22 protein-coding genes are annotated in these 20,791 nt (G+C 60.2%); 15 read left to right on the forward strand and 7 right to left on the reverse strand.

Going from position 1 to position 20,791, the window contains the following annotated elements; genetic code table 11:
* Positions 1-108: 108 nt before the first annotated feature.
* The 6 genes from ACTHV6_RS03255 (at position 109) to ACTHV6_RS03280 (ending at position 5,122) form a co-directional block, all read left to right on the forward strand.
* Entirely contained in the window at positions 109-1,047 is a 939-nt protein-coding gene (locus tag ACTHV6_RS03255; RefSeq protein WP_441385832.1) for an ABC transporter ATP-binding protein, read from the forward strand.
* Positions 1,044-1,847 carry an ABC transporter permease gene (locus tag ACTHV6_RS03260; RefSeq protein WP_441385833.1) on the forward strand — a complete coding sequence of 268 codons (804 nt, stop codon included), beginning with the start codon at positions 1,044-1,046 and terminating at the stop codon, positions 1,845-1,847. The genes ACTHV6_RS03255 and ACTHV6_RS03260 overlap by 4 nt, the downstream gene beginning before the upstream one ends.
* A gap of 32 nt (positions 1,848-1,879) precedes the next feature.
* Positions 1,880-3,172 (forward strand): sensor histidine kinase, encoded by a 1,293-nt coding sequence (locus ACTHV6_RS03265; protein ID WP_441385834.1) that lies wholly within the window; start codon positions 1,880-1,882, stop codon positions 3,170-3,172.
* Positions 3,165-3,776 carry a response regulator transcription factor gene (locus ACTHV6_RS03270; protein ID WP_441385835.1) on the forward strand — a complete coding sequence of 204 codons (612 nt, stop codon included), beginning with the start codon at positions 3,165-3,167 and terminating at the stop codon, positions 3,774-3,776. The genes ACTHV6_RS03265 and ACTHV6_RS03270 overlap by 8 nt, the downstream gene beginning before the upstream one ends.
* 183 nt (positions 3,777-3,959) lie before the next feature.
* Complete coding sequence (locus tag ACTHV6_RS03275; RefSeq protein WP_441385836.1) at positions 3,960-4,319, forward strand: cupin domain-containing protein; 360 nt, start codon at positions 3,960-3,962, stop codon at positions 4,317-4,319.
* On the forward strand, positions 4,316-5,122 hold the full coding sequence (locus ACTHV6_RS03280) for a class I SAM-dependent methyltransferase (RefSeq protein ID WP_441385837.1): 807 nt from the start codon (positions 4,316-4,318) through the stop codon (positions 5,120-5,122). The genes ACTHV6_RS03275 and ACTHV6_RS03280 overlap by 4 nt, the downstream gene beginning before the upstream one ends.
* A 148-nt stretch (positions 5,123-5,270) precedes the next feature.
* On the opposite strand, the gene ACTHV6_RS03285 is transcribed toward ACTHV6_RS03280, so the two are convergent.
* Both ACTHV6_RS03285 and ACTHV6_RS03290 read right to left on the reverse strand, forming a co-directional pair.
* Positions 5,271-6,947, reverse strand: coding sequence for a phospho-sugar mutase (locus ACTHV6_RS03285; RefSeq protein WP_441385838.1), 1,677 nt, complete (start codon positions 6,945-6,947; stop codon positions 5,271-5,273).
* Positions 6,944-7,762 (reverse strand): purine-nucleoside phosphorylase, encoded by an 819-nt coding sequence (locus ACTHV6_RS03290; protein ID WP_441385839.1) that lies wholly within the window; start codon positions 7,760-7,762, stop codon positions 6,944-6,946. Before ACTHV6_RS03290 ends, ACTHV6_RS03285 begins: the two co-directional genes overlap by 4 nt.
* 34 nt (positions 7,763-7,796) lie before the next feature.
* On the opposite strand from ACTHV6_RS03290, the gene dapE reads away from it, so the two are divergent.
* The 3 genes from dapE to ACTHV6_RS03305 all read left to right on the forward strand — a co-directional run bounded on the left by dapE (position 7,797) and on the right by ACTHV6_RS03305 (position 9,956).
* Complete coding sequence (gene dapE / locus ACTHV6_RS03295) at positions 7,797-8,882, forward strand: succinyl-diaminopimelate desuccinylase (RefSeq protein WP_441385840.1); 1,086 nt, start codon at positions 7,797-7,799, stop codon at positions 8,880-8,882.
* Positions 8,879-9,700: a TIGR00730 family Rossman fold protein gene (locus tag ACTHV6_RS03300; protein WP_441385841.1), complete on the forward strand. Its 822-nt coding sequence runs from the start codon at positions 8,879-8,881 to the stop codon at positions 9,698-9,700. Before dapE ends, ACTHV6_RS03300 begins: the two co-directional genes overlap by 4 nt.
* An 88-nt stretch (positions 9,701-9,788) precedes the next feature.
* Positions 9,789-9,956, forward strand: coding sequence for a DUF3117 domain-containing protein (locus ACTHV6_RS03305; RefSeq protein ID WP_441385842.1), 168 nt, complete (start codon positions 9,789-9,791; stop codon positions 9,954-9,956).
* A gap of 79 nt (positions 9,957-10,035) precedes the next feature.
* Here ACTHV6_RS03305 and ACTHV6_RS03310 read toward each other — a convergent pair whose 3' ends face one another.
* The 5 genes from ACTHV6_RS03310 to ACTHV6_RS03330 all read right to left on the reverse strand — a co-directional run bounded on the left by ACTHV6_RS03310 (position 10,036) and on the right by ACTHV6_RS03330 (position 15,400).
* Positions 10,036-10,665, reverse strand: a complete 630-nt coding sequence (locus ACTHV6_RS03310; protein ID WP_441385843.1) for an O-methyltransferase — start codon at positions 10,663-10,665, stop codon at positions 10,036-10,038.
* Positions 10,666-10,770: 105 nt separating this feature from the next.
* Positions 10,771-11,892 (reverse strand): Mrp/NBP35 family ATP-binding protein, encoded by a 1,122-nt coding sequence (locus tag ACTHV6_RS03315; RefSeq protein ID WP_441385844.1) that lies wholly within the window; start codon positions 11,890-11,892, stop codon positions 10,771-10,773.
* Positions 11,893-11,986: 94 nt separating this feature from the next.
* Positions 11,987-12,583, reverse strand: a complete 597-nt coding sequence (locus ACTHV6_RS03320) for a DUF1003 domain-containing protein (protein ID WP_441385845.1) — start codon at positions 12,581-12,583, stop codon at positions 11,987-11,989.
* Complete coding sequence (locus ACTHV6_RS03325) at positions 12,576-13,862, reverse strand: magnesium transporter MgtE N-terminal domain-containing protein (RefSeq protein WP_441385846.1); 1,287 nt, start codon at positions 13,860-13,862, stop codon at positions 12,576-12,578. Before ACTHV6_RS03325 ends, ACTHV6_RS03320 begins: the two co-directional genes overlap by 8 nt.
* Before the next feature lie 50 nt (positions 13,863-13,912).
* Positions 13,913-15,400, reverse strand: a complete 1,488-nt coding sequence (locus ACTHV6_RS03330; protein ID WP_441385847.1) for an aminopeptidase P family protein — start codon at positions 15,398-15,400, stop codon at positions 13,913-13,915.
* 439 nt (positions 15,401-15,839) lie between these two features.
* Between ACTHV6_RS03330 and ACTHV6_RS03335 the strand changes: the two genes are divergently transcribed.
* The 6 genes from ACTHV6_RS03335 to ACTHV6_RS03360 form a co-directional block, all read left to right on the forward strand.
* A complete protein-coding gene (locus ACTHV6_RS03335) occupies positions 15,840-16,823 on the forward strand; it encodes a siderophore ABC transporter substrate-binding protein (RefSeq protein WP_441385848.1) in 984 nt (327 codons plus the stop codon).
* Between the two features lie 76 nt (positions 16,824-16,899).
* Positions 16,900-17,871, forward strand: coding sequence for an ABC transporter permease (locus ACTHV6_RS03340; RefSeq protein WP_441385849.1), 972 nt, complete (start codon positions 16,900-16,902; stop codon positions 17,869-17,871).
* A gap of 11 nt (positions 17,872-17,882) precedes the next feature.
* Positions 17,883-18,926, forward strand: a complete 1,044-nt coding sequence (locus tag ACTHV6_RS03345) for an iron chelate uptake ABC transporter family permease subunit (protein WP_441385850.1) — start codon at positions 17,883-17,885, stop codon at positions 18,924-18,926.
* Positions 18,923-19,678 (forward strand): iron ABC transporter ATP-binding protein, encoded by a 756-nt coding sequence (locus tag ACTHV6_RS03350; RefSeq protein ID WP_441385851.1) that lies wholly within the window; start codon positions 18,923-18,925, stop codon positions 19,676-19,678. Before ACTHV6_RS03345 ends, ACTHV6_RS03350 begins: the two co-directional genes overlap by 4 nt.
* A 23-nt stretch (positions 19,679-19,701) precedes the next feature.
* A complete protein-coding gene (locus ACTHV6_RS03355; RefSeq protein WP_441385852.1) occupies positions 19,702-20,544 on the forward strand; it encodes a PHP domain-containing protein in 843 nt (280 codons plus the stop codon).
* Positions 20,541-20,791 (forward strand): MarC family protein (locus ACTHV6_RS03360; protein WP_441385853.1); only part of this gene is annotated, 251 nt, incomplete at its 3' end. The genes ACTHV6_RS03355 and ACTHV6_RS03360, both read left to right, overlap by 4 nt.

Genomic DNA, 20,791 nt, shown 5'->3' on the forward strand with positions numbered 1-20,791 from the left:
TCCTGGCCCATGCACTGTTCACGGATTTCGGTGATAAGGGCCAGTACCGGCGCCGCGGATCTGCCCGGAGAATGGAAACAGAACAATCAATTCAGAACTGGGGATCCGATGAATGTACTGGAAGCTGACAGAATCACCCGAACCTATGGAACCGGCAAGAAGCAGTTCACTGCGGTTAAGGGAGTGTCCCTGAGCGTGAGCCAAGGCGAGCTCGTGGCGCTGCTCGGCACGAACGGGGCGGGGAAAACTTCGCTCGTAGAAGTGCTTGAGGGTTTGGCCCCACCATCTACTGGCAGTGCCGCCGTGTTCGGGATGGATCCGATCCGCAAGCGAAAGGCCGTGAGCCCCCGCACCGGCATCATGATGCAGGATGTGGGCTTTGCTCAGGACCTCACCGTCATCGAAACATTGCGGATGTGGAGCGGTACCCTCACGGCCCCGCGGCCGGTGGCGGAGGCGCTGAAGCTCGTGGATTTGGAATCGCGGGCGAAGGTACGTGTGAAGTCGCTATCCGGGGGAGAGCGCCGCCGGCTTGATTTGGCCATGGCTACGTTGGGCCAGCCCGATATTCTGTTTTTGGATGAGCCGACGACGGGCCTTGACCCCGCCTCACGCCGCAGAACGTGGGAGCTCGTGCAGGCAATGATGGATGAGGGAGTGACGGTTCTCCTGACAACGCACTATCTCGAAGAGGCCGAGGAGCTGGCCGATCGGGTCCTCATCATGTCCGCTGGTGAGATTGTCACGAGTGGAACAGTAGCTGAGATCGTTGCGAAGCAGCCATCCAAGATCTCGTTCCGGGACACCGGTGCGGAGGGGAGAATTGACGCCCTGACGCTAGCCGCCCTTCCTGCCGTCCTTGGCGAACCGTTCGTACATCGCGAGAAGGTCAGCCTTGAATCTCAGGATCTCCAAACAACGCTGACGGCCCTACTGGCCGTGGCTAGTGACCGGGGCGTGCGCCTCGCGGATTTGGACGCACGTTCAGCCTCACTGGAGCAAGCCTTCATGGCAGTCAACCAGCTAGAGCAGGGAGCGGAAAAGTGAAAGTATTGAAAAGGATCTGGTCAATCACGCGCGCAGAGACCATTCTCTTCTCGCGCAACCCCACGATCTTCCTGACGGCCCTGCTGCTTCCGGCGGTGATGGTGGTGATCTTGGCGCCAACCTTAGGCCAACAGATGGCCGGTGCCGTGTTTGCCTCATTCTTGGTGCAAACTCTGGCGGCGTGGGGCCTCCTGCTTGTTATCTACGTGAACCTGACAACCATCTTTGTTGCGCGCCGTCAGGAAGGATTCTTCCAGCGCATGGCAACGGGGGAGGCTACGTCCTGGGAAGCCATGATTGGTGGAAGCATCCCCTCCTTCCTCGTGGCGGTGGTGCAAGTAGTGATCGCGGTACTTGGATCGGCACTGTTCGTGGATGGTGCCGGCGTGACGAACCCGCTGCTGGTGGCCGTGGCTGTTCTGGGCGGGGCGATATTCCTCGGCGCCCTCGCGGCGTGGACATCGCGCTTCACCAACACGGTTGAAGGCGCTCAGTATTCCACGATGCCCATCATGATGGCTTTGATCCTGACCTCAGGCACTCTCATGCCACTGAGCCTCTTCCCTGATCGGGTGGCGCAGCTGTTGGAATGGACGCCGTTCTATGCGATGGGAGATCTCATCTCGTTGGGTATGACGGGCGAGGGTGTAGGTGCCGGAGTCGTGGCCGGCGCCCAGGCCGAGGCGCTGAGCGCGAGCTCATGGGAAGGCGCACTGGTTCCCGCAGCGGTTCTTATCGCATGGTGTGGCCTCGCCCTCCTGTTGGCCAAGCGCACCATGGTGTTCGCTCCTCGCCGTTAGCGGCAGGTAGTATCTAAGCGAGGGATATGGGGATGATGAAGCGGCGGAACAAGCCTGAGTTATCGGCACTAGAGCAGATGCGCCGCTACGTGCTGGTACCGCTCTACACCATGTTTCCCATCTGCATACTCCCCATCAGTTACCACCTCCTGATTACTGAACCTGTAGCCGTGTGGAGCGTGCCTTATCTTCTCGCTCTAGTAGCTCACATGGTTGCGTGCCTGATGACGTTGCGCTCCCTCGCCTTGGAGGAGGTAGAAGGGCAAACGGCCCCCAAACGCCTAGTCCCGATCATCGCGGTCACTACCGTTGCGGCGGCCGGGCTGGGGGTGGCCGTGTCCCTAGTGGTTGATACTCCGATCTACTTCCCCTTCGGCACCGTGATTCTCCCGCTTCTCTTCACCGCGTGGGCGCTAGCCCCGCAGATTTCTTGGCAGTGGGCGGCGGCCGTATCCGCCGGCATGGGATTGGTGATGGTTGGGCTCGGGCGAATGTCTGGGACACCCGAAAGCACGGACGTGTTGCTGAGCCTTCGGATGCTATGGTTCCCGGCCTTCCTTCTCACGATGATCATGATGCTGACCATCCGATGGTCCATCGTTGTGACCACATCGGTGAGGGATCAAGCTCAGATGGATTCCATGCGGGCCGATCTGGCCGTTGCCGAGGAACGGCTCCGGATCTCGCGGGATATGCACGACGTTCTAGGGCGCACCCTCACGGCGGTTGCCGTGAAGTCCGCTCTGGCCGCTGGCTTGGCCGGGGCAGGCAAGGTTGACGAGGCGGCTGCAGAATCCAAGGCTGTTCACAAACTGGCCGATGATGCCCTGCGTGAGCTGCGTGGAGTTTTGGCCGGATATCGCAAACCGGAGTTCGCAACAGAGCTTGCCGGCGCAAAGGGCCTGCTCGATTCGGCCGGCGTGACAACCCGTCTTGTCGGGGATGCGGGAGCAATTCCCCCACGTGCTGCTGAACCGTTTTCATGGGTTTTGCGCGAAGCGGCAACAAACATCGTGCGCCATTCGCAGGCGACGCGGTGCACGATCCGCGTTGAGCGCGATTCCGATCGGGCTGTGCTGAGCGTGACCAACAACGGCGCACCAAACGCGCGCTCAGCTGCCTCCGAAGCAGAAGCCCTGCCTGCCGTGGCAGGTTCGGGGCTGGCGGGCCTGCGCAACCGCTTGGAAGGGATTAACGGTAGCCTGACCGTGGAGCGTGCCGGGGCAGCATTCACACTCACTGCCGCTGTGTCATTACGCGCCGGGGAGGGCGCAGGGACCGTCGAGGGTGCTAGGACCACGGAGAGGACCGAAGCCGATGCCTAAAATCCGAGTGATCGTGGCCGATGATGAGCGCCTCCTGCGCGACGCCCTCCAAGCAATTCTCAGCCTGCACGAGGATCTGGAGGTTGTGGCCGTTGCCGCCGATGGGGCCGAAGCGGTTGCACAGATTGCGCGCTTTACCCCGGATGTGGCCGTGCTGGATCTTCAGATGCCCACACTTGATGGAATAGCGGTGACGGAGCAATCTGCCAAAGATTCGCCGGGCACGCGATGCATGATTCTCACCTCGCACGCCAGGCCCGGCTACCTCAAACGCGCGTTGGCTGCTGGCGCACGAAGCTTCATTCCCAAAACTACCTCCGCCGATGATCTCGCTGCGATTATCCGGCGGGTTCACGACGGCCAGCGCTACGTTGATCCTGAGCTGTCAGCCGAGGCCATTGCGGCAGGGGATTCACCCCTGACCGCGAGGGAAGCGGACATCCTTGAGATGGCCTCTCAGGGAACGCCCATCGATGAGATCGCCGCCCGCGCGCACTTGAGCAAGGGAACCGTGCGTAACTACCTGTCCAGCGCGGCGATCAAGCTTGACGCCCCGAACCGGCATGTAGCTGCCGAGATAGCTCGGACCAAGGGCTGGATCTAGGTACCACTGGGCACCCTTCATCGGCGACAACCCGCGAAACCGGGACCTTAGCCGCACTCGCAGCCCACAACGTGGTGTGCAGCACAGGTATTTTCACGGCAATCTACGTGACAATACATGCAGGGCCCGGGTCTCCCCATAGGCTATGAGAGTAGTAAGGCACACCTAACAAGGAGACGCACAATGGCTGGTGCACCAATTACGCCCGCAACAACATCCCAGATCCACACGGACCTACTCTCAGACCTGCCGATCATCCGTGAGGCAACCACGAGCCGCGTGGTGGTCAACAACGATATTCTTCGCTTCGTCCTGTTCTCGTTCGATGCGGGACAACTCCTGACCGAACATGCCAGCCCCAAGGCAGTGATCGTCCAGCTCCTGACTGGAAAGCTGGAGTTCACGGTGGCGGGGCAAACGAGCGAACTAGCCCCGGGGGATATCGTGTATCTGGCCCCGGGAGATCGCCACGCACTCACGGCCGTCGAGCCTTCGCACATGGCCCTTACCATGGTCAACGTGGATGGCGAGGACAATCAATGACCTCCCATGAGAGCACAAAAGGCGGCCGTTCGGGGCCCGAAGAAAAGCGCCTGCAAGGCCACTGGCTCTTGGCCAAGATGGGCAAACGGGTCCTGCGCCCCGGGGGAGTGGAGATGACGCGGCGGATCCTCAAGGCAGCGGCTCCGGCCAGCTCTGATCGCATCGTCGAATTCGGCCCCGGCGTGGGCAAGACGGCCGAATACCTTCTGGCCGCCAGCCCCGCCAGGTACTGGGGCGTGGACGTTCGCAAGGTTGATGACAATCCGATGGACGATGTGATCGCAGGCCATCCGCACGCGGAGCTGGTTAATGCCGATGCGCGAGCTACTGGCTTACCTGATGGCTGCGCTACTCTGGTTGTTGGCGAGGCCATGCTGACGATGCAGTCCAATGATGGCAAGAGCGACATCATGCGCGAGGCGTACCGCATCCTCGCTCCCGGCGGCAGATACGCCCTCCACGAGATGGGCTTTAAGCCAGACACTCCCGATTCTGCGGTTGCGGCCGTCCAGAAGAGCCTCTCCCAGACGATCAAAGTTGGCGCCAGACCCCTCCCGATGGCCGAATGGGCGCGCCTGTTGGAGGGCGCTGGCTTCCGCGTGGAGTTCACCACCATGAACAAGATGGCGCTACTCGAAGTTCGGCGCGTTATCGCGGACGAGGGGCTACTGGGTGCCCTCAAGATCGCCAGCAACGTTGCGCGCAACCCCGCGGCGCGCAAGCGGATCTTCGCCATGAGACGCACGTTCAAGCGCCACCAGCAGTATCTGTGTTCCGTTGGGCTTGTCGCCGTTAAGCCCTAGTTGACGGGCGAGGAACGTGGAGAGTCCGTCGTCGCTTGGACAGCCATGACGGCTTCCTCATCCTCAACAATTCGAGCAAGCTCGATTGCGTTCGGATTTCGTCGTCGTCGTCGTCGAAAAAATAACGACGACGGCGGAGCCCCACGTACTAGAGCGCGAGCGCGGCCGAAACGTCCTCCTTGAAGCGCTCTAGGCGATCGGCAGCCGCTGACTTCGTGGCCTGCACATCACCCTCCACTGGAAGGTAGACCTCGAGATAGCACTTGACCTTCGGCTCCGTGCCGGACGGGCGGATGATCACACGGTCGTGGGCCTTCGTGAACCACGCGATGCCATCGGTGGGGGGCAGCTCGGGCGAACCCTCACTCAGATCCCACACGCGCGAAACGGGCGAGCCGGCAAGCTCGGTGGGGGGAGTAGCGCGAACCTTCGCCATGGTGGCGGGGATGATGGAGAGGTCATCCACGCGAACTGTGACAGGGCCGGAAAGGTACACCCCGTGCTTGGTGTAGAGCCGGTCCAGTTCCCCAATCAGATTTGAGCCACGATCGCGGAGCTTGGAGGCCAGAACTGCCAGAAGGATGCCAGCCGAGAGGCCGTCCTTGTCACGAACCGCGGAGGGGTTCACACAAAAGCCGATTGCTTCCTCGTAGCCGTAGGCGATGTGCGGGGTCCGGGCAATCCACTTGAATCCCGTGAGGGTGGATTGGTAGGCCAATCCGTGCGCGCCGGCGATCTGCTCCAGCATGCGCGAGGACACGATGGAGGAGGCGAAGGTGGGAGTGCCCGATTCGAGAACCGCACCGGGTGCGATGAACTCGCCCAGTAGCGATCCGATCTCATCGCCGGACAGCTGGCGCCACGCTCCCTGATCGGGAACTGCGGCAGAGCAACGATCCGCGTCCGGATCGGAAGCAATGACGATATCGGCCTTGATCGAGGCGGCAAGCTTCTTCGCTAAGTCCAGAGCGCCCTGCTCCTCCGGGTTGGGGAAGGGAACGGTGGGAAAATCGGGATCTGGCGAACACTGCTCGGCCACCTCGGTCACGTTCTCGAAACCGGCGGCGGCGAAAATGCGGCGCATGATCGGCGTGCCCACACCATGCATGGCCGTATACACGATCTTGATATCGCGCGAGTAGGCCGCTGGGACTAGCTTCGCGGTTTCGGTGATGTAGGCATCGATGACTTCTTCGCCGATCGTGCCATATGTGGTGGCCAGTGCGATCTCACTAGCCGGTGGGGCCGCGGCGATTCGTTCGGCTATCTGCGCATCGGCCGGGGGAACTAGCTGGACACCCTTACCGAATTCATCGGCGCAGCGGCCACCAAGGTAGACCTTGTAGCCGTTGTCTTGGGCGGGATTGTGCGAGGCGGTCACCATCACGCCGGCGTCCGCGTTCAGGTGCTGGACGGCGAACGCCAGGAGAGGCGTGGGAAGTTCGCGTGGCATGATGAGCGCACGGATACCGGCGGCGGCCGCGATGGCTGCCGTATCCTCGGCAAACTCCCGCGAGTGGTAGCGGGCATCGTTGCCAATCAGGAGGAGGGCGTCGGGGCCAGCGTTATCGAGCAGGTAGCTGACAAGGCCGGCTGCGGCGCGGCGTACAACGGCGCGATTCATCCGGTTGGGTCCACCGGCCATGGCTCCTCGAAGGCCGGCTGTTCCGAATTGCAAGGTCCCATCAAAGCGATCCGAGAGTTCTTGGGTGGCGCTCGCGGCCCCGGACTCCGCCGATTCGAGAAGGGCGCTGAGCTCCGTGCGATCCTCTTCGGAGGGATCGTGGGCGATCCAATCCTGAACCTCAGTGACGTTGTAGCTCATGCATGTTCCTTTTCAATTCGTGTGATGACATCTGCGAGAAGGCGGGAGATACGCGGGCCAGCGGCGCGGCCTGCCTCTAGAACTTCCGCGTGGTTGAGCTGGCCGGGAGCGAATCCGGCTGCGTGATTGGTAACTAGAGAGATCCCGAGCACCTCCATTCCAGCTTCCCGGGCTGCGATGGTTTCCAGAGCCGTGGACATCCCCACCAGATCGGCGCCGAGCAGGCGCGCCATCTTAACCTCTGCCGGAGTCTCATAATGAGGTCCGGGGAACTGTGCGTACACGCCTTCTGGAAGGTCCGGGTCTACCTCGTGGGCCAGCGCGCGCAGGCGGGAGGAGTAGGCATCGGTAAGGTCAACGAAGTGAGCGCCCTCGATCGGGGAAGTAAAGGTGAGGTTCAGATGATCGCGGATCAGGACGGGCGTTCCGGGCCCCCACTCACCCACAGTGCTTCCGCATCCGTTGGTGAGGACGGCAATTGTGGCGCCGCAAGCGGCGGCGGTTCGGATGCCGTGTGCTACGGCCGCCACGCCTTTTCCTTCGTAATAGTGTGTGCGCGCCCCGAGCACAAGCGCGTGGTGGCCGCTCTCAAGCGTGAGGGAGGTGAGAGATCCAGAGTGTCCCGCCACGCCTGATACTGAGAACCCGGGAACGTCCGACGCCGGGATTGTAGCAACAGGTTCGCCGATCAGCTCGGCTGCGCCACCCCAGCCAGATCCGAGAACGAGGGCAATATCGTGGTGGTCAACCCCCGTGCGCCTCGAGATTACATGAGCTGCCTCGTGAGCAAGCTGTTCAACATCTGTTGTTGTCATACGGTAATGGTAGCTTGCTTAGTAGCATGGTTCCATGAACGTATCCGAGTTGGCCGCACACCTTGTCAATATCCCGTCCGAATCTGGCAATGAGCGCGAGATCGCGGACTTTGTGGAGGGGCGATTGCGTGCCAATCCGTTGCTCGAGGTGCTGCGAGATGGCGATGCCGTGCTGGCGCGGACCAACGGAGGGAAGAGGACTCGGGTCATTCTTGCGGGTCATCTGGATACCGTTCCCATAGCGAACAACGTTCCGGGGACGATGGCCGAAGGCGGCGTAACCCTGTGGGGGCGCGGCAGCGTGGATATGAAATCCGGCTGTGCCGTGTTCCTCAAGGTGGCGGAGGAACTTGTGGCGTTGCCACGCATGGATATCACGTGGATCTTCTACGATCACGAGGAGGTAGCCGCCGAACTCTCGGGCCTGGGGCGCGTGGCGCGTCACCATCCCGAGTGGCTGCACGCCGATCTGGCGGTGCTGGGGGAGCCAACAAATGGTCAGATCGAAGGCGGATGCAATGGCACGATGCGGCTGAACCTTGTGTCCCGGGGAAAATCGGCACATTCGGCGCGGCCGTGGATGGGGGAAAATGCCGTACACGCGCTGGGAGAGCCGCTGCGGCGGCTGGAGGAGTGGGGGCCATCCGTTCACACCGTTGGCGGGTTGGACTTCACCGAATCCTTGCTGGCCGTGGGGATTTCCGGAGGCGGCGCGCGAAACTCGGTGCCTGATGAGGCGACGCTGATCGTGAACTTCAGATTCGCCCCCGATCGCACCCAGAGCGATGCAGAAGCATACGTCCGGTCCCTGTTTGAGGACGTGGCATTAGACATCACCGTGACGGACAGTGCTCCTGCCGCCGAGCCGGGGATGGATCATCCTGAGTTTGATAGGCTGTCGGACCTCCTACGGGAGCAAGGGGCGGGGGAGCCAGTGGCGAAGCTGGGGTGGACGGACGTGGCCCGATTCTCCGCTCTGGGTGTCCCCGCCATCAACTGCGGTCCAGGAGATGCGTTGCTGTCCCATCGCGTGGATGAAGCGTGTCCCGTGGCCCAGATTGAGAATATGTACAACGTGTTCACCCAATGGTTGGAAACCAGTGAGAAGATGGAATTATGACGTCTGAATCTTCAACCTACCGCCGTGGCCCCATGTTTGCTCGGGGAGACAACATTCCGCCGCTGACCGCCGATGCCTCGCTGCTGGCACCCGAACAGGGGTCAGCATGGTCGCGGCAAGACCCGTGGAGGGTCATGCGAATTCAGGCAGAGTTCGTGGAGGGCTTCGGCTCTTTGGCCGAACTTGGGCCGGCCGTATCTGTGTTCGGTTCGGCACGTGAGGCGGCGGGTTCTCACCTGTACACCATGGCCACCGATGTGGGCAGGCGCCTGTCACAGGAGGGACTCGGCGTGATCACCGGTGGAGGTCCGGGGATTATGGAGGCGGCTAACAAGGGTGCGCACGAAGCCGGTGGTACCTCGGTTGGTCTGGGTATTGAGCTCCCCTTCGAACAGGGAATGAACCCCTACGTGAATCTGGGCATCAGCTTCCGGTATTTCTTCGTGCGCAAGACGATGTTCGTCAAGTATGCGCTGGGCTTTGTTGTCATGCCTGGCGGATTCGGCACACTCGATGAGCTGTTCGAGGCCGTGACCCTCGTACAAACAGGGAAGGTCCAGTCCTTCCCAATCGTCCTTGTGGGCACGTCATACTGGGGTGGCCTTGTGGATTGGATTCGTGAACGTTTGGTGGGCGAAGGCATGGCAGCTGCCCGTGATGCGGATTTGATAACGGTTGTTGATACGGCCGAGGAGGCTGTGGAAGCCGTGACACGTGGAATCCACGAGTTGGCGGTGGGCAACCGGAGCCGTGCCGCCGAAAATGGCGGTGCTCCTGCCACATCAACGAACTCAGGGTTCGGTAAGCGCACCAAATAGATACTCAGTAGTTTCGGGCAAATTCGGGGCGGTCCCGGTATAATGGCAGATGTTGTCGGTGCCACACCGCCGACGGGAAGGATGAGACATGGCAGCCATGAAGCCTCGTACGGGAGATGGTCCCCTCGAAGTAGAGCGTGAAGGGCGCGGCATTGTTGTTCGTATCCCTGTGGACGGCGGCGGCAGGTTAGTTCTTGAATTGAACGATGCCGAAGCCGCGGGGCTCAAGGAGGCTCTTGAATCAATAGAGAAGTAAACAGACTTCGAAGTTTCGTGGTGAGGGAGGAAAGCTACCGGCTTTCCTCCCTCACTGTGCTTCTACCGCAAAGAACTTTCTACCGCAAAGAAGCGAGAAGCAGCCCGTCCCCAACGGGGATGAGCGAGGTGCGCAGGTCCGCCGATTCCATGAGCTCGCGATTGAGATCGCGGATGGCCACAACGTCTTCCTCACGCCGCGCCGGGTCTGCCACGCGCCCGTGCATGAGGGCATGTGCGATGATCAGCACTCCGCCTGGACGGAGCATACGTAGCGCTTCGTTGACGTCGCCGCTCATCTCAAGCGGAGCGCCATCGAGAAAGACGAGGTCATAGGACCTATCAGCCAGCCGGGGAAGAATGTCCGCGCTAGGTCCGTTGATGATGCGCGCGCGGCCGGGCCGAATCCCGGCCTTCCGGAAACGCTCTTTAGCGCTGTGTTGTGCCTCGGATTCCACATCGATTGTGGTGAGCATGATGTCGGACGACGATCGCAGCAAATACAGGCCGGAAACGCCAGTTCCCGTCCCTACCTCAACCGCCGAGCGGACCTTAGTGGCGGCAGCGAACAGGCCAAGAAATGAGCCGGTTGCAGGGGAGATGCAGGTGATGTCATATTCGCGGGCATCTTCGCGTGCCCGAGCGGTGATGGAATCCTCGACGCATACGTCTTCGGCATACGCCCACGATTGAGTCTGCTCGCCCGCCATTTTTCTCCCTTCAAACAACTCCCAGCTAATACTACAAGGCGGGCACCGGTTTCCCAGCCAATTGACTGGATTTCCGGTGCCCGCCTTCAGCGTAGGTAGGGCTACCTAGACCGGAGCCACCCCAAGGTTGCGCCCGGCAAGGTTGCGGGAGCGATGTGCGAGTGTCTGCGCAATCTTGCGAAGCTCGCTTTGAGCGGGCGAATCGCCATCGGCAATGGCCCACGGCTTGCCGGTATCTCCGCCTTCGCGAACCTCAGTTTCGAGCGGGATCTCTCCAAGAAGCGGAACCTCGTATCCCAGCAGGCTCGACAGCTGGCCGGCAACAATCTGCCCGCCGCCGGTACCGAAGATGGCGTTCTTCGAGCCATCGGGCATGGTCATGTAGGACATGTTCTCGATAACGCCCACAACGTTTTGCTCGGTAGCCTTGGCGATTTGGCCGGCACGCTCAGCAACCTCAGCCGCTGCAGTTTGAGGCGTGGTGACAACCAGAACCTCAGAGTTCGGGATCAGCTGGGCAACGGACAGCGCGATATCGCCGGTGCCTGGCGGAAGGTCAAGAAGGAGGACGTCTAGATCGCCCCAGTACACATCGGCGAAGAACTGCTCAAGCGCACGGTGGAGCATCGGGCCGCGCCACACCACGGGGGAGTTGTCCTCCATGAACATGCCAATGGAGATCACCTTCACGCCGTGCGCGACGGGGGGAATGATCATGTCATTGATGCCCTGCGGCGGTGTTTCAACACCCAGCATGCGCGGGATAGAAAAACCGTAGATATCGGCGTCAACAAGCCCAACCTTCAGGCCTTCAGCAGCGAGAGACGCGGCTAGGTTCGCCGATACGGACGATTTGCCCACGCCGCCCTTACCTGAGGCGATGGCGTACACCTTGGTGAGCGAATCCTTTGCAGCAAAGGGAACTTTTCGCTCGGGTTCGCCGCCGCGCAGCTTGGACTGAAGCGCTGAGCGCTGTTCTTGGTTCATCGAGCCCATCGTGACGTTCACCGCGGTGATGCCTTCGAGCTTGCTGACGACTTCCTTGACATCGGATGCAATCGTTTCGCGAAGCGGGCACCCAGCCGTAGTGAGAAGAATGTGGACCGACGCCACGCCTGCATCACTCACATGGACATCTTCAACCATGTCCAATTCGGTGATGGGGCGCCGAAGCTCGGGATCGATAACGTTCTCGAGACTCTTGCGGATCTCATCGGGGGTAATCATGCTTCCATGCTACCCGCCATGGCCTGACGCATGCGAACACAGGTGGCGGCTCACAGGGCCGTTAGTCCCACGTCAAGCCGTGGCCAGAACTCAGCTACTCTCCGGATTCGGCAGCCCCCTTGTGGAGCGCCTCCAGTTCCTCTTGCAACTGCGCAATTCTCTCATCGCGTTCGGCAATCCGCTCTTCACTATCGCGTTCTAGCTCAGTGAGCGCATCGCGAAGTTCCGAGCGGACAAAATCGCGGGTTGCCACTTCGCCAAGGGATTGGCGAAGCCCGGCAATCTCCCGCAGGAGATACTCGGTATCGGCGAGGTTACGCTCAACATTCTGGCGGTCTTGTTCCGCGATCACTCGGTCACGATCATCCTGCCGGTTCTGAGCCAGCAGAATGAGAGGTGCCGAATAGGAGGCTTGGGTGGAGAACGCCAGATTCAACAGGATGAACGGGTAAGGATCCCACGCGTACTTTTGCGCGAAGGCCACGAGCACCACGTTCGTGGTGACCCACACGATCACGAATACCGTCATGTACAGGATGAAACGGGGGCTTCCCATAAAGCGTGCGGTGGACTCGGCAAACTTACCGAAGGCGTCAGGATCAGATTGGCGTTTGCGCCGCCGCTTTTGAGTATCGAGGGGCGTATCGAAGCTGTCCGGTTCGCTGGTTCCTCCACGGAAGCGCTCAGCCATGGCGTGCCTCCAATGCTTCGTCTGTTTCCTCTTCGTTTGCCTCGCGCCAATCCTCTGGCAGGAGGTGATCTAGCACGTCGTCCACGGAAACCGCTCCCAGAAGCAGCCCGTCATCCGCCACTGGGACGGCCGTCAGATTGTAGGTTGCCAGAAGCCTCGTAATGGTGCCGATCCCGTCACTTGGGCTCACAGCATCCACGTCCGTGTCAAGGATGGATCCAATCATGGTGGAGGGTGGTTCTCGCAGTGCACGTTGAAGGTGGACAACCCCAAGAAAGCGGCCCGTGGGTGTTTCTAGTGGAGGGCGGCACACGAACATGATGGCCGCCAGAGCGGGCGGGGTATCGGCCCTCCGTGCCATCGCAAGCGCCTGGGCGATGGTTGCATCTGGCGGAAGGATGATGGGATCGGAGGTCATGAGGCCGCCGGCCGCTCGCTCATCGTACGTGAGCAGGCGCCGAACATCGCGTGCTTCCTCAGGTTCCATCTGTTCCAAGAGTTCAGCAGCTTGTTCTGTTGGCAGATCGGCCACCAGATCCGCAGCGTCATCAGGCTGCATGACATCCAGAACGTCCGCCGCTCGATCAATGCCCAGCGCGGTGAGGATGCTCGCCTGATCGTCTGATCCCAGTTCCTCCATGACGTCCGCCAAGCGTTCGTCGGTCAGTTCATGGGCCACGGCCTGCATACGATCGGACGGCAGATCGCGCAGAACGTCCGCAACGTCCGCCGGTTTGAGACCGACGATCTGCGAAAGGATCGAGGACACTCCTTGATTTGGAGCCGGCCTCATCAGCCCACTGACCTGAGAGACCGGAACCGTGAGTGTGCGGCTCCCTCCGGTGCTCTTCTTATCTGTCCGGATGAACAGGGTAGTGAGCTGCCATTCGCGCCCGCGTACGTTGGAGATGGCGGCGTCCAGAACCGTACCGGATTCGCCCGTCTCCTTGAGCGTGATCGTGCGTTCCAACAGTTCAGCCAATACGAGGGTTTCGGCGGGACGTTGAGCAAACCGGCGCATGTTGACCAGCCCGGTGGAGATGACCTGGCCGTTATCGATCGACGTGACACGAGTCAGCGGCAAGAAGACACGCCGCCTCCCACCAACCTCTACGACGAGCCCCACAGCCATGGGGTCGCCCCGAAATCGCAGGAGCACCACCACGTCATAGACTGTCCCCACTTTGTCACCTATGGGGTCAAAGACGGGACTTCCCACGAGCCGGGCAGTGTAGACCAGCTTCTTGGCAGGGGAGTGTGTAGATGCCGAACGTGCCACGATGCCTCCTCGTAGACTTTGAGCCATTAAACCCGGGCAACCATCACATGCTAAGCGTTGATGGAGCGGATCCACGCTTCAACATCGGCGATGGTGCGCGGAATGGACTCGGAGAGCCGAATGGCACCTGTTTCGGTCACGAGGATGTCATCCTCGATGCGTACGCCAATGCCGCGGTAGCGCTCGGGCACCTTGAGATCGTCCTCGCGAATATAGATTCCCGGTTCGATCGTAAAGCACATGCCGGGCTCTAATTCGGCATCCAGATACATTTCCTTGCGAGCAAGCGCGCAATCGTGCACATCAATACCAAGGTGATGCGAGGTGCCGTGAGGCATCCAGCGGCGGTGCCACTGGTTCTCCGGAAGTAGCGATTCTGCGGCGGTTCCGGGCAACGCCCCCCACTTCTCGAGGTGTTCGGCAACCACCTCCATGGCTGCGGCATGGACATCGCGGAACTTGCAGCCGGGCTTCTGCGCTTCGGCCAAGGCACGTTCGGCCGCGTCTAGCACCGCCTGATACACCTCCGCCTGAGCATCGCTGAACGTGCCGGACACGGGTAGAGTTCGCGTGATATCGGCGGTGTAGAGCGAATCCACTTCGATGCCGGCATCCACCAGGATCAGCTGGCCTGCCTCAAGCGGCCCATTATTGTCAATGAAGTGCAAAGTGTTGGCGTGGTTGCCGGCCGCGGCGATCGTGTCATAGCCCAGCCCATTGCCTTCTTCGCGGGCCTTGGCCCCGAACGCGCCTTCCACAACGCGTTCTCCGCGATGATGCGACAGGGCGCGGGGGAACGAGGCAATGATGTTGTCGAAGCCCTCCCGGGTGCGATCCACCGCCTTCTGCATTTCAGCTGCTTCCCATGCGTCCTTCCGCAGGCGGATTTCGCTGAGCGCCTCGGACAGTTCGGCGTCCGCTTCTTCAGCGCCTTCGGCTATCTGCTCGCGTTCGCGTAGCTCCTGCACCTGAGATTCGATGCGTGCGTCCGATTGGGGTACAACGCGTAGGCTGACCTGCCCTTTGCCCAGATCCTTGGACAGGGCATCGGACAGATTATCGCTGGAATCGCAGCGTAGTCCCGTCATTGTGGACATTTCTTCGAGGGTTGGCCGGGCGCCCACCCAGAATTCGCCATAGCGCGAATCCGCGTAGAATTCCTCCGAGGTGCGTGGAGCACACGGATGGAAGTACAGCGTTGCCTCGTGGCCGCCCTCAACGGGGTTGAGAACCAGAACTGCATCCGGTTCAAGCTCAGCGCCGAGCCCCGTCATATGGGCGAAGGCGGAATGCGCACGGAATCGATAATCGCAATCGTTGTTCCGCACTTTGTAACCGCCAGCAGGAATCACCAGCCGCTCGCCAGGGAACCGTTCGGAGACCAGTTGATGACGGGCTGCCAGATAATCGGCAACCTCGCTGCGTTCCACCGTTGAAACGCGAGGCCCCCAATCTTCCCCGATGAACTCCCGGAAAGCGGAGCTTGTGGGTTGTTGTGACCTATTATTTCCACGGCTCTTCATATCTTCCTTTGTCATGGGGCCATTCTTCCACCAACTCGCCAACTTCGCTTGCCTCGGTTGGCCACGTGGGAAGAAACACGTGGGTGTGAGGGCGGGCGTTGCGGGGGAGGCCTCGCCGTCGTCGTCCATTATTGCCGACGACGACGAACGCACCCTCGCCATAGAACGGTGGCATCGCGTTCCACAAACTGGAATGAGTCAAACTGCAGGTAACACGAGCCGTTTCCCGGGCGAAGGGCCTAACTGGGACGAAAACGGGGCTACATAGCCATGGGACTTAGGACCTATCCCTGTGCTCCTGTGAGCGTCAGGGAAGGATACCCTTATGTGACTTGCTCCTCACTCACCCCTCTGTGATTGCGATATCGTAAATGAATTAAGTAACGTGGGAAGTACGTTAATGCGAGTAAGGATGACCTTACTGAGCACCACGCACGACACACAGGAGACGCACATGCGCCGTTCTTTGCTTGCTACCCTCGCAGGTAGCGCACTCATTCTTTCTGCTTGCGGATCCAATGGGGATTCAACAGAAGAAGAGACCACCCCGGCTGGCGATGCTTCAACGATTGAGATTGAAGACAACAATGGCACGCACGAGGTTCCGGTTCCGCCCACGAGCGTGGTGGCTACCGACAACCGTACATTTGAAACACTTTATGACTGGGATGTGGATATCGCCGCAGCGCCCATGCCACTGATGCCCAGCACCGTAGGTTACATCGATGATGAGAACATCGTTGATCTCGGCTCGCATCGGGAACCAGATCTGGAACCCATCGTTGAGGTGAATCCTGATGTGATCATCAACGGTCAGCGCTTTACTCAGTACCATGACGATTTCGTTGAGTTGGCACCGGATGCCTCCATCATCGAACTTGATCCACGTGATGGCGAGCCCTTCGATACTGAGCTGAAGCGCCAGATCACCACGCTGGGTCAGGTTTTCGATAAGGAATCTGAGGCCGAGGCGCTCAATGGCGATCTGGACGCCGCCGTGGAGCGGGTTACCTCCGCCTACGATCCTGAGCAGACCGTCATGGCTGTCAACACCTCCGGTGGAGAAATTGGCTTCATCGCGCCGGGCGTTGGCCGCGCGATCGGACCGCTGTATGACGTGCTTGGCCTGACCCCCGCCCTTGAGGTGGAAGGTTCTTCGGACGATCATCAGGGCGATGATATTTCGGTTGAGGCTATTGCCGATTCGAACCCTGACTGGATCCTTGTGATGGACCGCGACGCGGCAGTTGCCGCTGACGATCCCGAGTATTCGCCAGCCAACGAACTTCTGGAATCCTCCGAGGCACTCGCCAATGTGACGGCCGTGCAAGAGGGCCAGATCGTGTACATGCCTGCTGATACGTACACCAACGAAGGTATCCAGACATACACGGAATTCCTCAACGATTTCGCGGATGCGCTTGAAGCCGCGAACTAAGGAATAACGCGATCACCGGCGGCGAGCCGTGCCCCTTAAAGGCTCGCCGCCGGTCCACCATGTTCGGAGATAACTGATGACAACAACCGTCAAGGCCGGCAAGCTGTTTGATTGGAAGCTGGCAATCGGCGTGGTTGCCGTGGCGGGGCTTCTGCTCCTATCGCTGTATACGGGCGTTTACGATGTGCGTCATGGAGACGACGGTTCCATGATGTTTTCCGTGACCCGAATTCCGCGGACCGTTGCGCTTCTGCTTGCCGGGGCGGCCATGGCAATGTGCGGTCTGGTCATGCAACTGCTCACGCAAAACCGCTTCGTTGAGCCCACCACCACGGGCACCACCGAATGGGCGGGGCTTGGCCTGCTCTTCGTCATGATCCTGTTTCCCGGTGCCAGCATCACGGTCCGAATGATCGGGGCCGTGATCTTTGCATTTGTGGGGACGATGGTGTTTTTCGCATTCTTGCGGAGGGTATCGCTGAAATCCTCACTCATCGTGCCGATTATCGGCATCATGCTGGGTGCTGTGGTGGGGTCCATCTCCACCTTCGTGGCGCTTCGTGCCGATGCTCTGCAGAATCTGGGGGTGTGGTTTGCCGGTAGCTTTACATCGGTGCTGAAGGGGAACTACGAGATCCTGTGGATCGTGGCCTTCGTAGTGCTTGCCGTGTTTGTGGTTGCTGATCGCTTCACCGTGGCCGGGCTAGGCAAGGAAATCGCCACAAACGTGGGGCTCAACTATGATCGGGTGATTCTGCTAGGCACAGTGCTCGTGGCGATCGCTACCGGGGTGGTGACGGTGGTGGTAGGCAACCTGCCCTTCCTTGGGCTGATAGTTCCCAACATCGTGTCCATGATCCGAGGCGACGATCTGCGATCCAACCTCCCGTGGGTGTGCCTGTTGGGCATCGCGATTGTGACCGTGTGTGATCTGGTGAGCCGAACCATCATTTCCCCGTTCGAAGTGCCGGTTTCCCTTATTTTGGGAGTACTGGGCGCTGCCGTGTTTATTACGCTGCTGCTGGGCCAGCGGCGCAGGATGAGCTGAGAGAGGGAAACATGACTCAGGCACTCAAGGCCAGCAAGCCGGCCGAAGCCGCTGAGCGGAGTTCGGCGGCACTTCCCTCAAAGAAGGCGCGGCGCAGGTTCGTCATCTTCACAACAATTCTTAGTGTGTTGGCCGTAGGCTTCGCGTTCGGAATTCTCATGCTAGACAACCCGATGCCGTTTGGCTCTGATGGATTCAAACGCATCGCAAAAATGCGCATGACGAACGTGACCGTCATGCTGATCGTGGCCTTCTGCCAAGCAATGGCCACCGTGTCCTTCCAGACCATCACAAACAACCGCATCATCACCCCGTCCATCATGGGCTTTGAATCGCTGTACACCGTGATTCAAACCAGCTCTGTGTACTTCCTTGGCGTGGCGGGAGTGGTGGCACTTCAAGGGCGCGGCCAGTTTGTGCTGCAAGTGGCCGTGATGGTGGTTCTGGCTCTGCTCCTCTACGGCTGGTTGCTGCGGGGGCGGTACGGCAATCTCCAAATCATGCTCCTGGTGGGCATCATCATCGGGGGAGGCCTAGGCTCTGTTTCCAGCTTTATGCAGAGGTTGATGACGCCGAGTGAGTTCGATGTTCTGACAGCGAGGATGTTCGGGTCCATCTCCAACGCGGATGCGGACTACCTGCCAATCGCGATCCCGCTGTGCCTCATAGCCGGCGGGGCGCTCTGGATGAAGTCGCGTCACCTCAACCTCATGGCGCTGGGGCGTGACACGGCTGTTGGGCTGGGGCTCAACTACAAGCGCGAACTCATGCAGGTGTTGTTCTTCGTGTCCATCCTCATGGCGGTATCCACCGCGTTGATCGGGCCAATGACATTCCTCGGGTTCCTTGTGGCCACCTTGTCCTACCAATTCGCCGATACCTACGATCACCGCAAGATCTTCCCAATCGCCGTGCTGGTGGGCTTTGTGGTGCTCACCGGCGCCTACTTCGTGATGAAGAATGTTTTCTATGCCCAGGGTGTTGTTTCCATCATCATTGAGATGGTTGGCGGCGTCACCTTCCTCATTGTTATGCTCCGAAAGGGCCGTCTATGATCTCCCTGACTGACGTCAAGAAAGTCTATTCCTCAACCGTGACCATTGGGCCGGTTGACTTGGAAATCCCGCAGGGTGGTATTACGGCGCTGGTGGGTCCGAACGGGGCCGGCAAATCCACGCTGCTCACGATGATCGGGCGCCTGCTTGGGATGGATTCTGGCACCATCGATGTAGCCGGATACGATATCGCCTCAACAAAATCCCGTGATCTCGCAAAGATCCTCTCCATCCTGCGGCAGGAAAACCATTTTGTCACGCGCTTGACCGTGCGCCAGCTCGTGGGCTTCGGGCGTTTCCCCTATTCGCAGGGGCGGCTCACGGCCGAAGATGAGAGGATCGTGAGCCAAGCCATCGATTTCTTGGATCTGACGGAGCTTGAGGGGCGCTATCTTGACCAGCTGTCAGGAGGGCAGCGTCAGCGAGCCTACGTTGCCATGGTGCTCAGCCAAGATACTGAGTTCATTCTGCTGGATGAGCCGCTGAACAACTTGGATATGAAGCATTCGGTGGACATGATGAAGCACCTGCACGAGGCCGCCACCACCACGGGGCGCACGATCATCATCGTGCTCCACGATATTAACTTTGCCGCTAGCTATGCGAACTACATTTGCGCGATGAAGGACGGGTGCGTGGCGGAATTCGGGCGCCCCGAAGAGATCATGCAGCCTGATACCCTCACGAGGATCTTCGATACGCCCGTCAACGTGATCGATGGGCCGAGCGGTCCACTTGCATGCTATTACTAGAGCGGGCGTGCTAATACTAGAGCATGAGAATTGATCCCCACACGCACACGACTCGCTCCGATGGGCGCTCAACTCCGGCCGAGCTGATGCGTGAGGCGGGCCAGGCGGGCATTGACATGATCGGGCTGACCGATCACGACACGGTGGCCGGCTGGGATGTGGCGGCGCGCGGCGTGGGGGCCAGCGGGGTGGCGCTTATTCGCGGCATGGAGATTTCCGCGATGTACCACGGGATCACCTTGCATATGCTCGGGTATCTTTTCGATCCGGACAACTCGGCGATTCAGCGCCACGTCCGGGAGGTGCGCGATTCACGGGTCAACCGGGCGAGGGACATGGTGGATCGGCTCTCGCGTGACTTCCCGATCACGTGGGCGGATGTTCAGCGGCACATCGAACCGGGGGCAACGGTGGGCCGCCCGCACATCGCGGATGCGTTAGTGGAAGCCGGGGTGGTGCCCGATCGGGGCGCGGCGTTTACCGATCTCTTAAGGGCCAGCTCGCCATACTATGTGTGGCATCAAGCGGCAGAGGCCTCCGAGGCCATCGAGTGGATCAACGGGGCTGGTGGACGCGCGGTTTTCGCCCATCCGGCGGCGCCCCATCGCAACCGAATCGTCCCTCCCGAGGCCTTTGAAGAGTTCGCGGAAGCTGGTCTGTTCGGAATAGAAATTGACCACCGCGATAACCTCGAATCTGCCAAGCCTGAGTTAGCGGCAATGGCTGATCGGTTGGGTCTCGCGCGATTTGGTTCCAGCGACTACCATGGGCTGGGCAAACCCAACCGCCTCGGTGAGAACACAACTTCTCAGGCGGTGATCGAAGCTCTTACCCAGAGCTGCCAACTGGAGGTTCTCTATCCGTGAGCGGATTTGATGGCGCACTCTTTGCGTCCACATTCACCACCCTTTTTGTTATCGCAGATCCGTTCGGCAACCTTCCGGTTTTCTTGGCTCTCACCTCGCGTATGACCCCGAAAGAGCGTAAGCGCGCCGCATGGCAGGCCACGCTTACCTCTCTTGCGGTCCTCACCGTATTCGGCCTATTCGGCCAATACATCCTCGGGTTCCTTCACATCTCAGTGGAAGCAATGCAGCTGTCTGGGGGCCTTCT

It is taken from the genome of Ancrocorticia sp. (assembly GCF_052089425.1).
Lineage (GTDB): Bacteria > Actinomycetota > Actinomycetes > Actinomycetales > Actinomycetaceae > Ancrocorticia.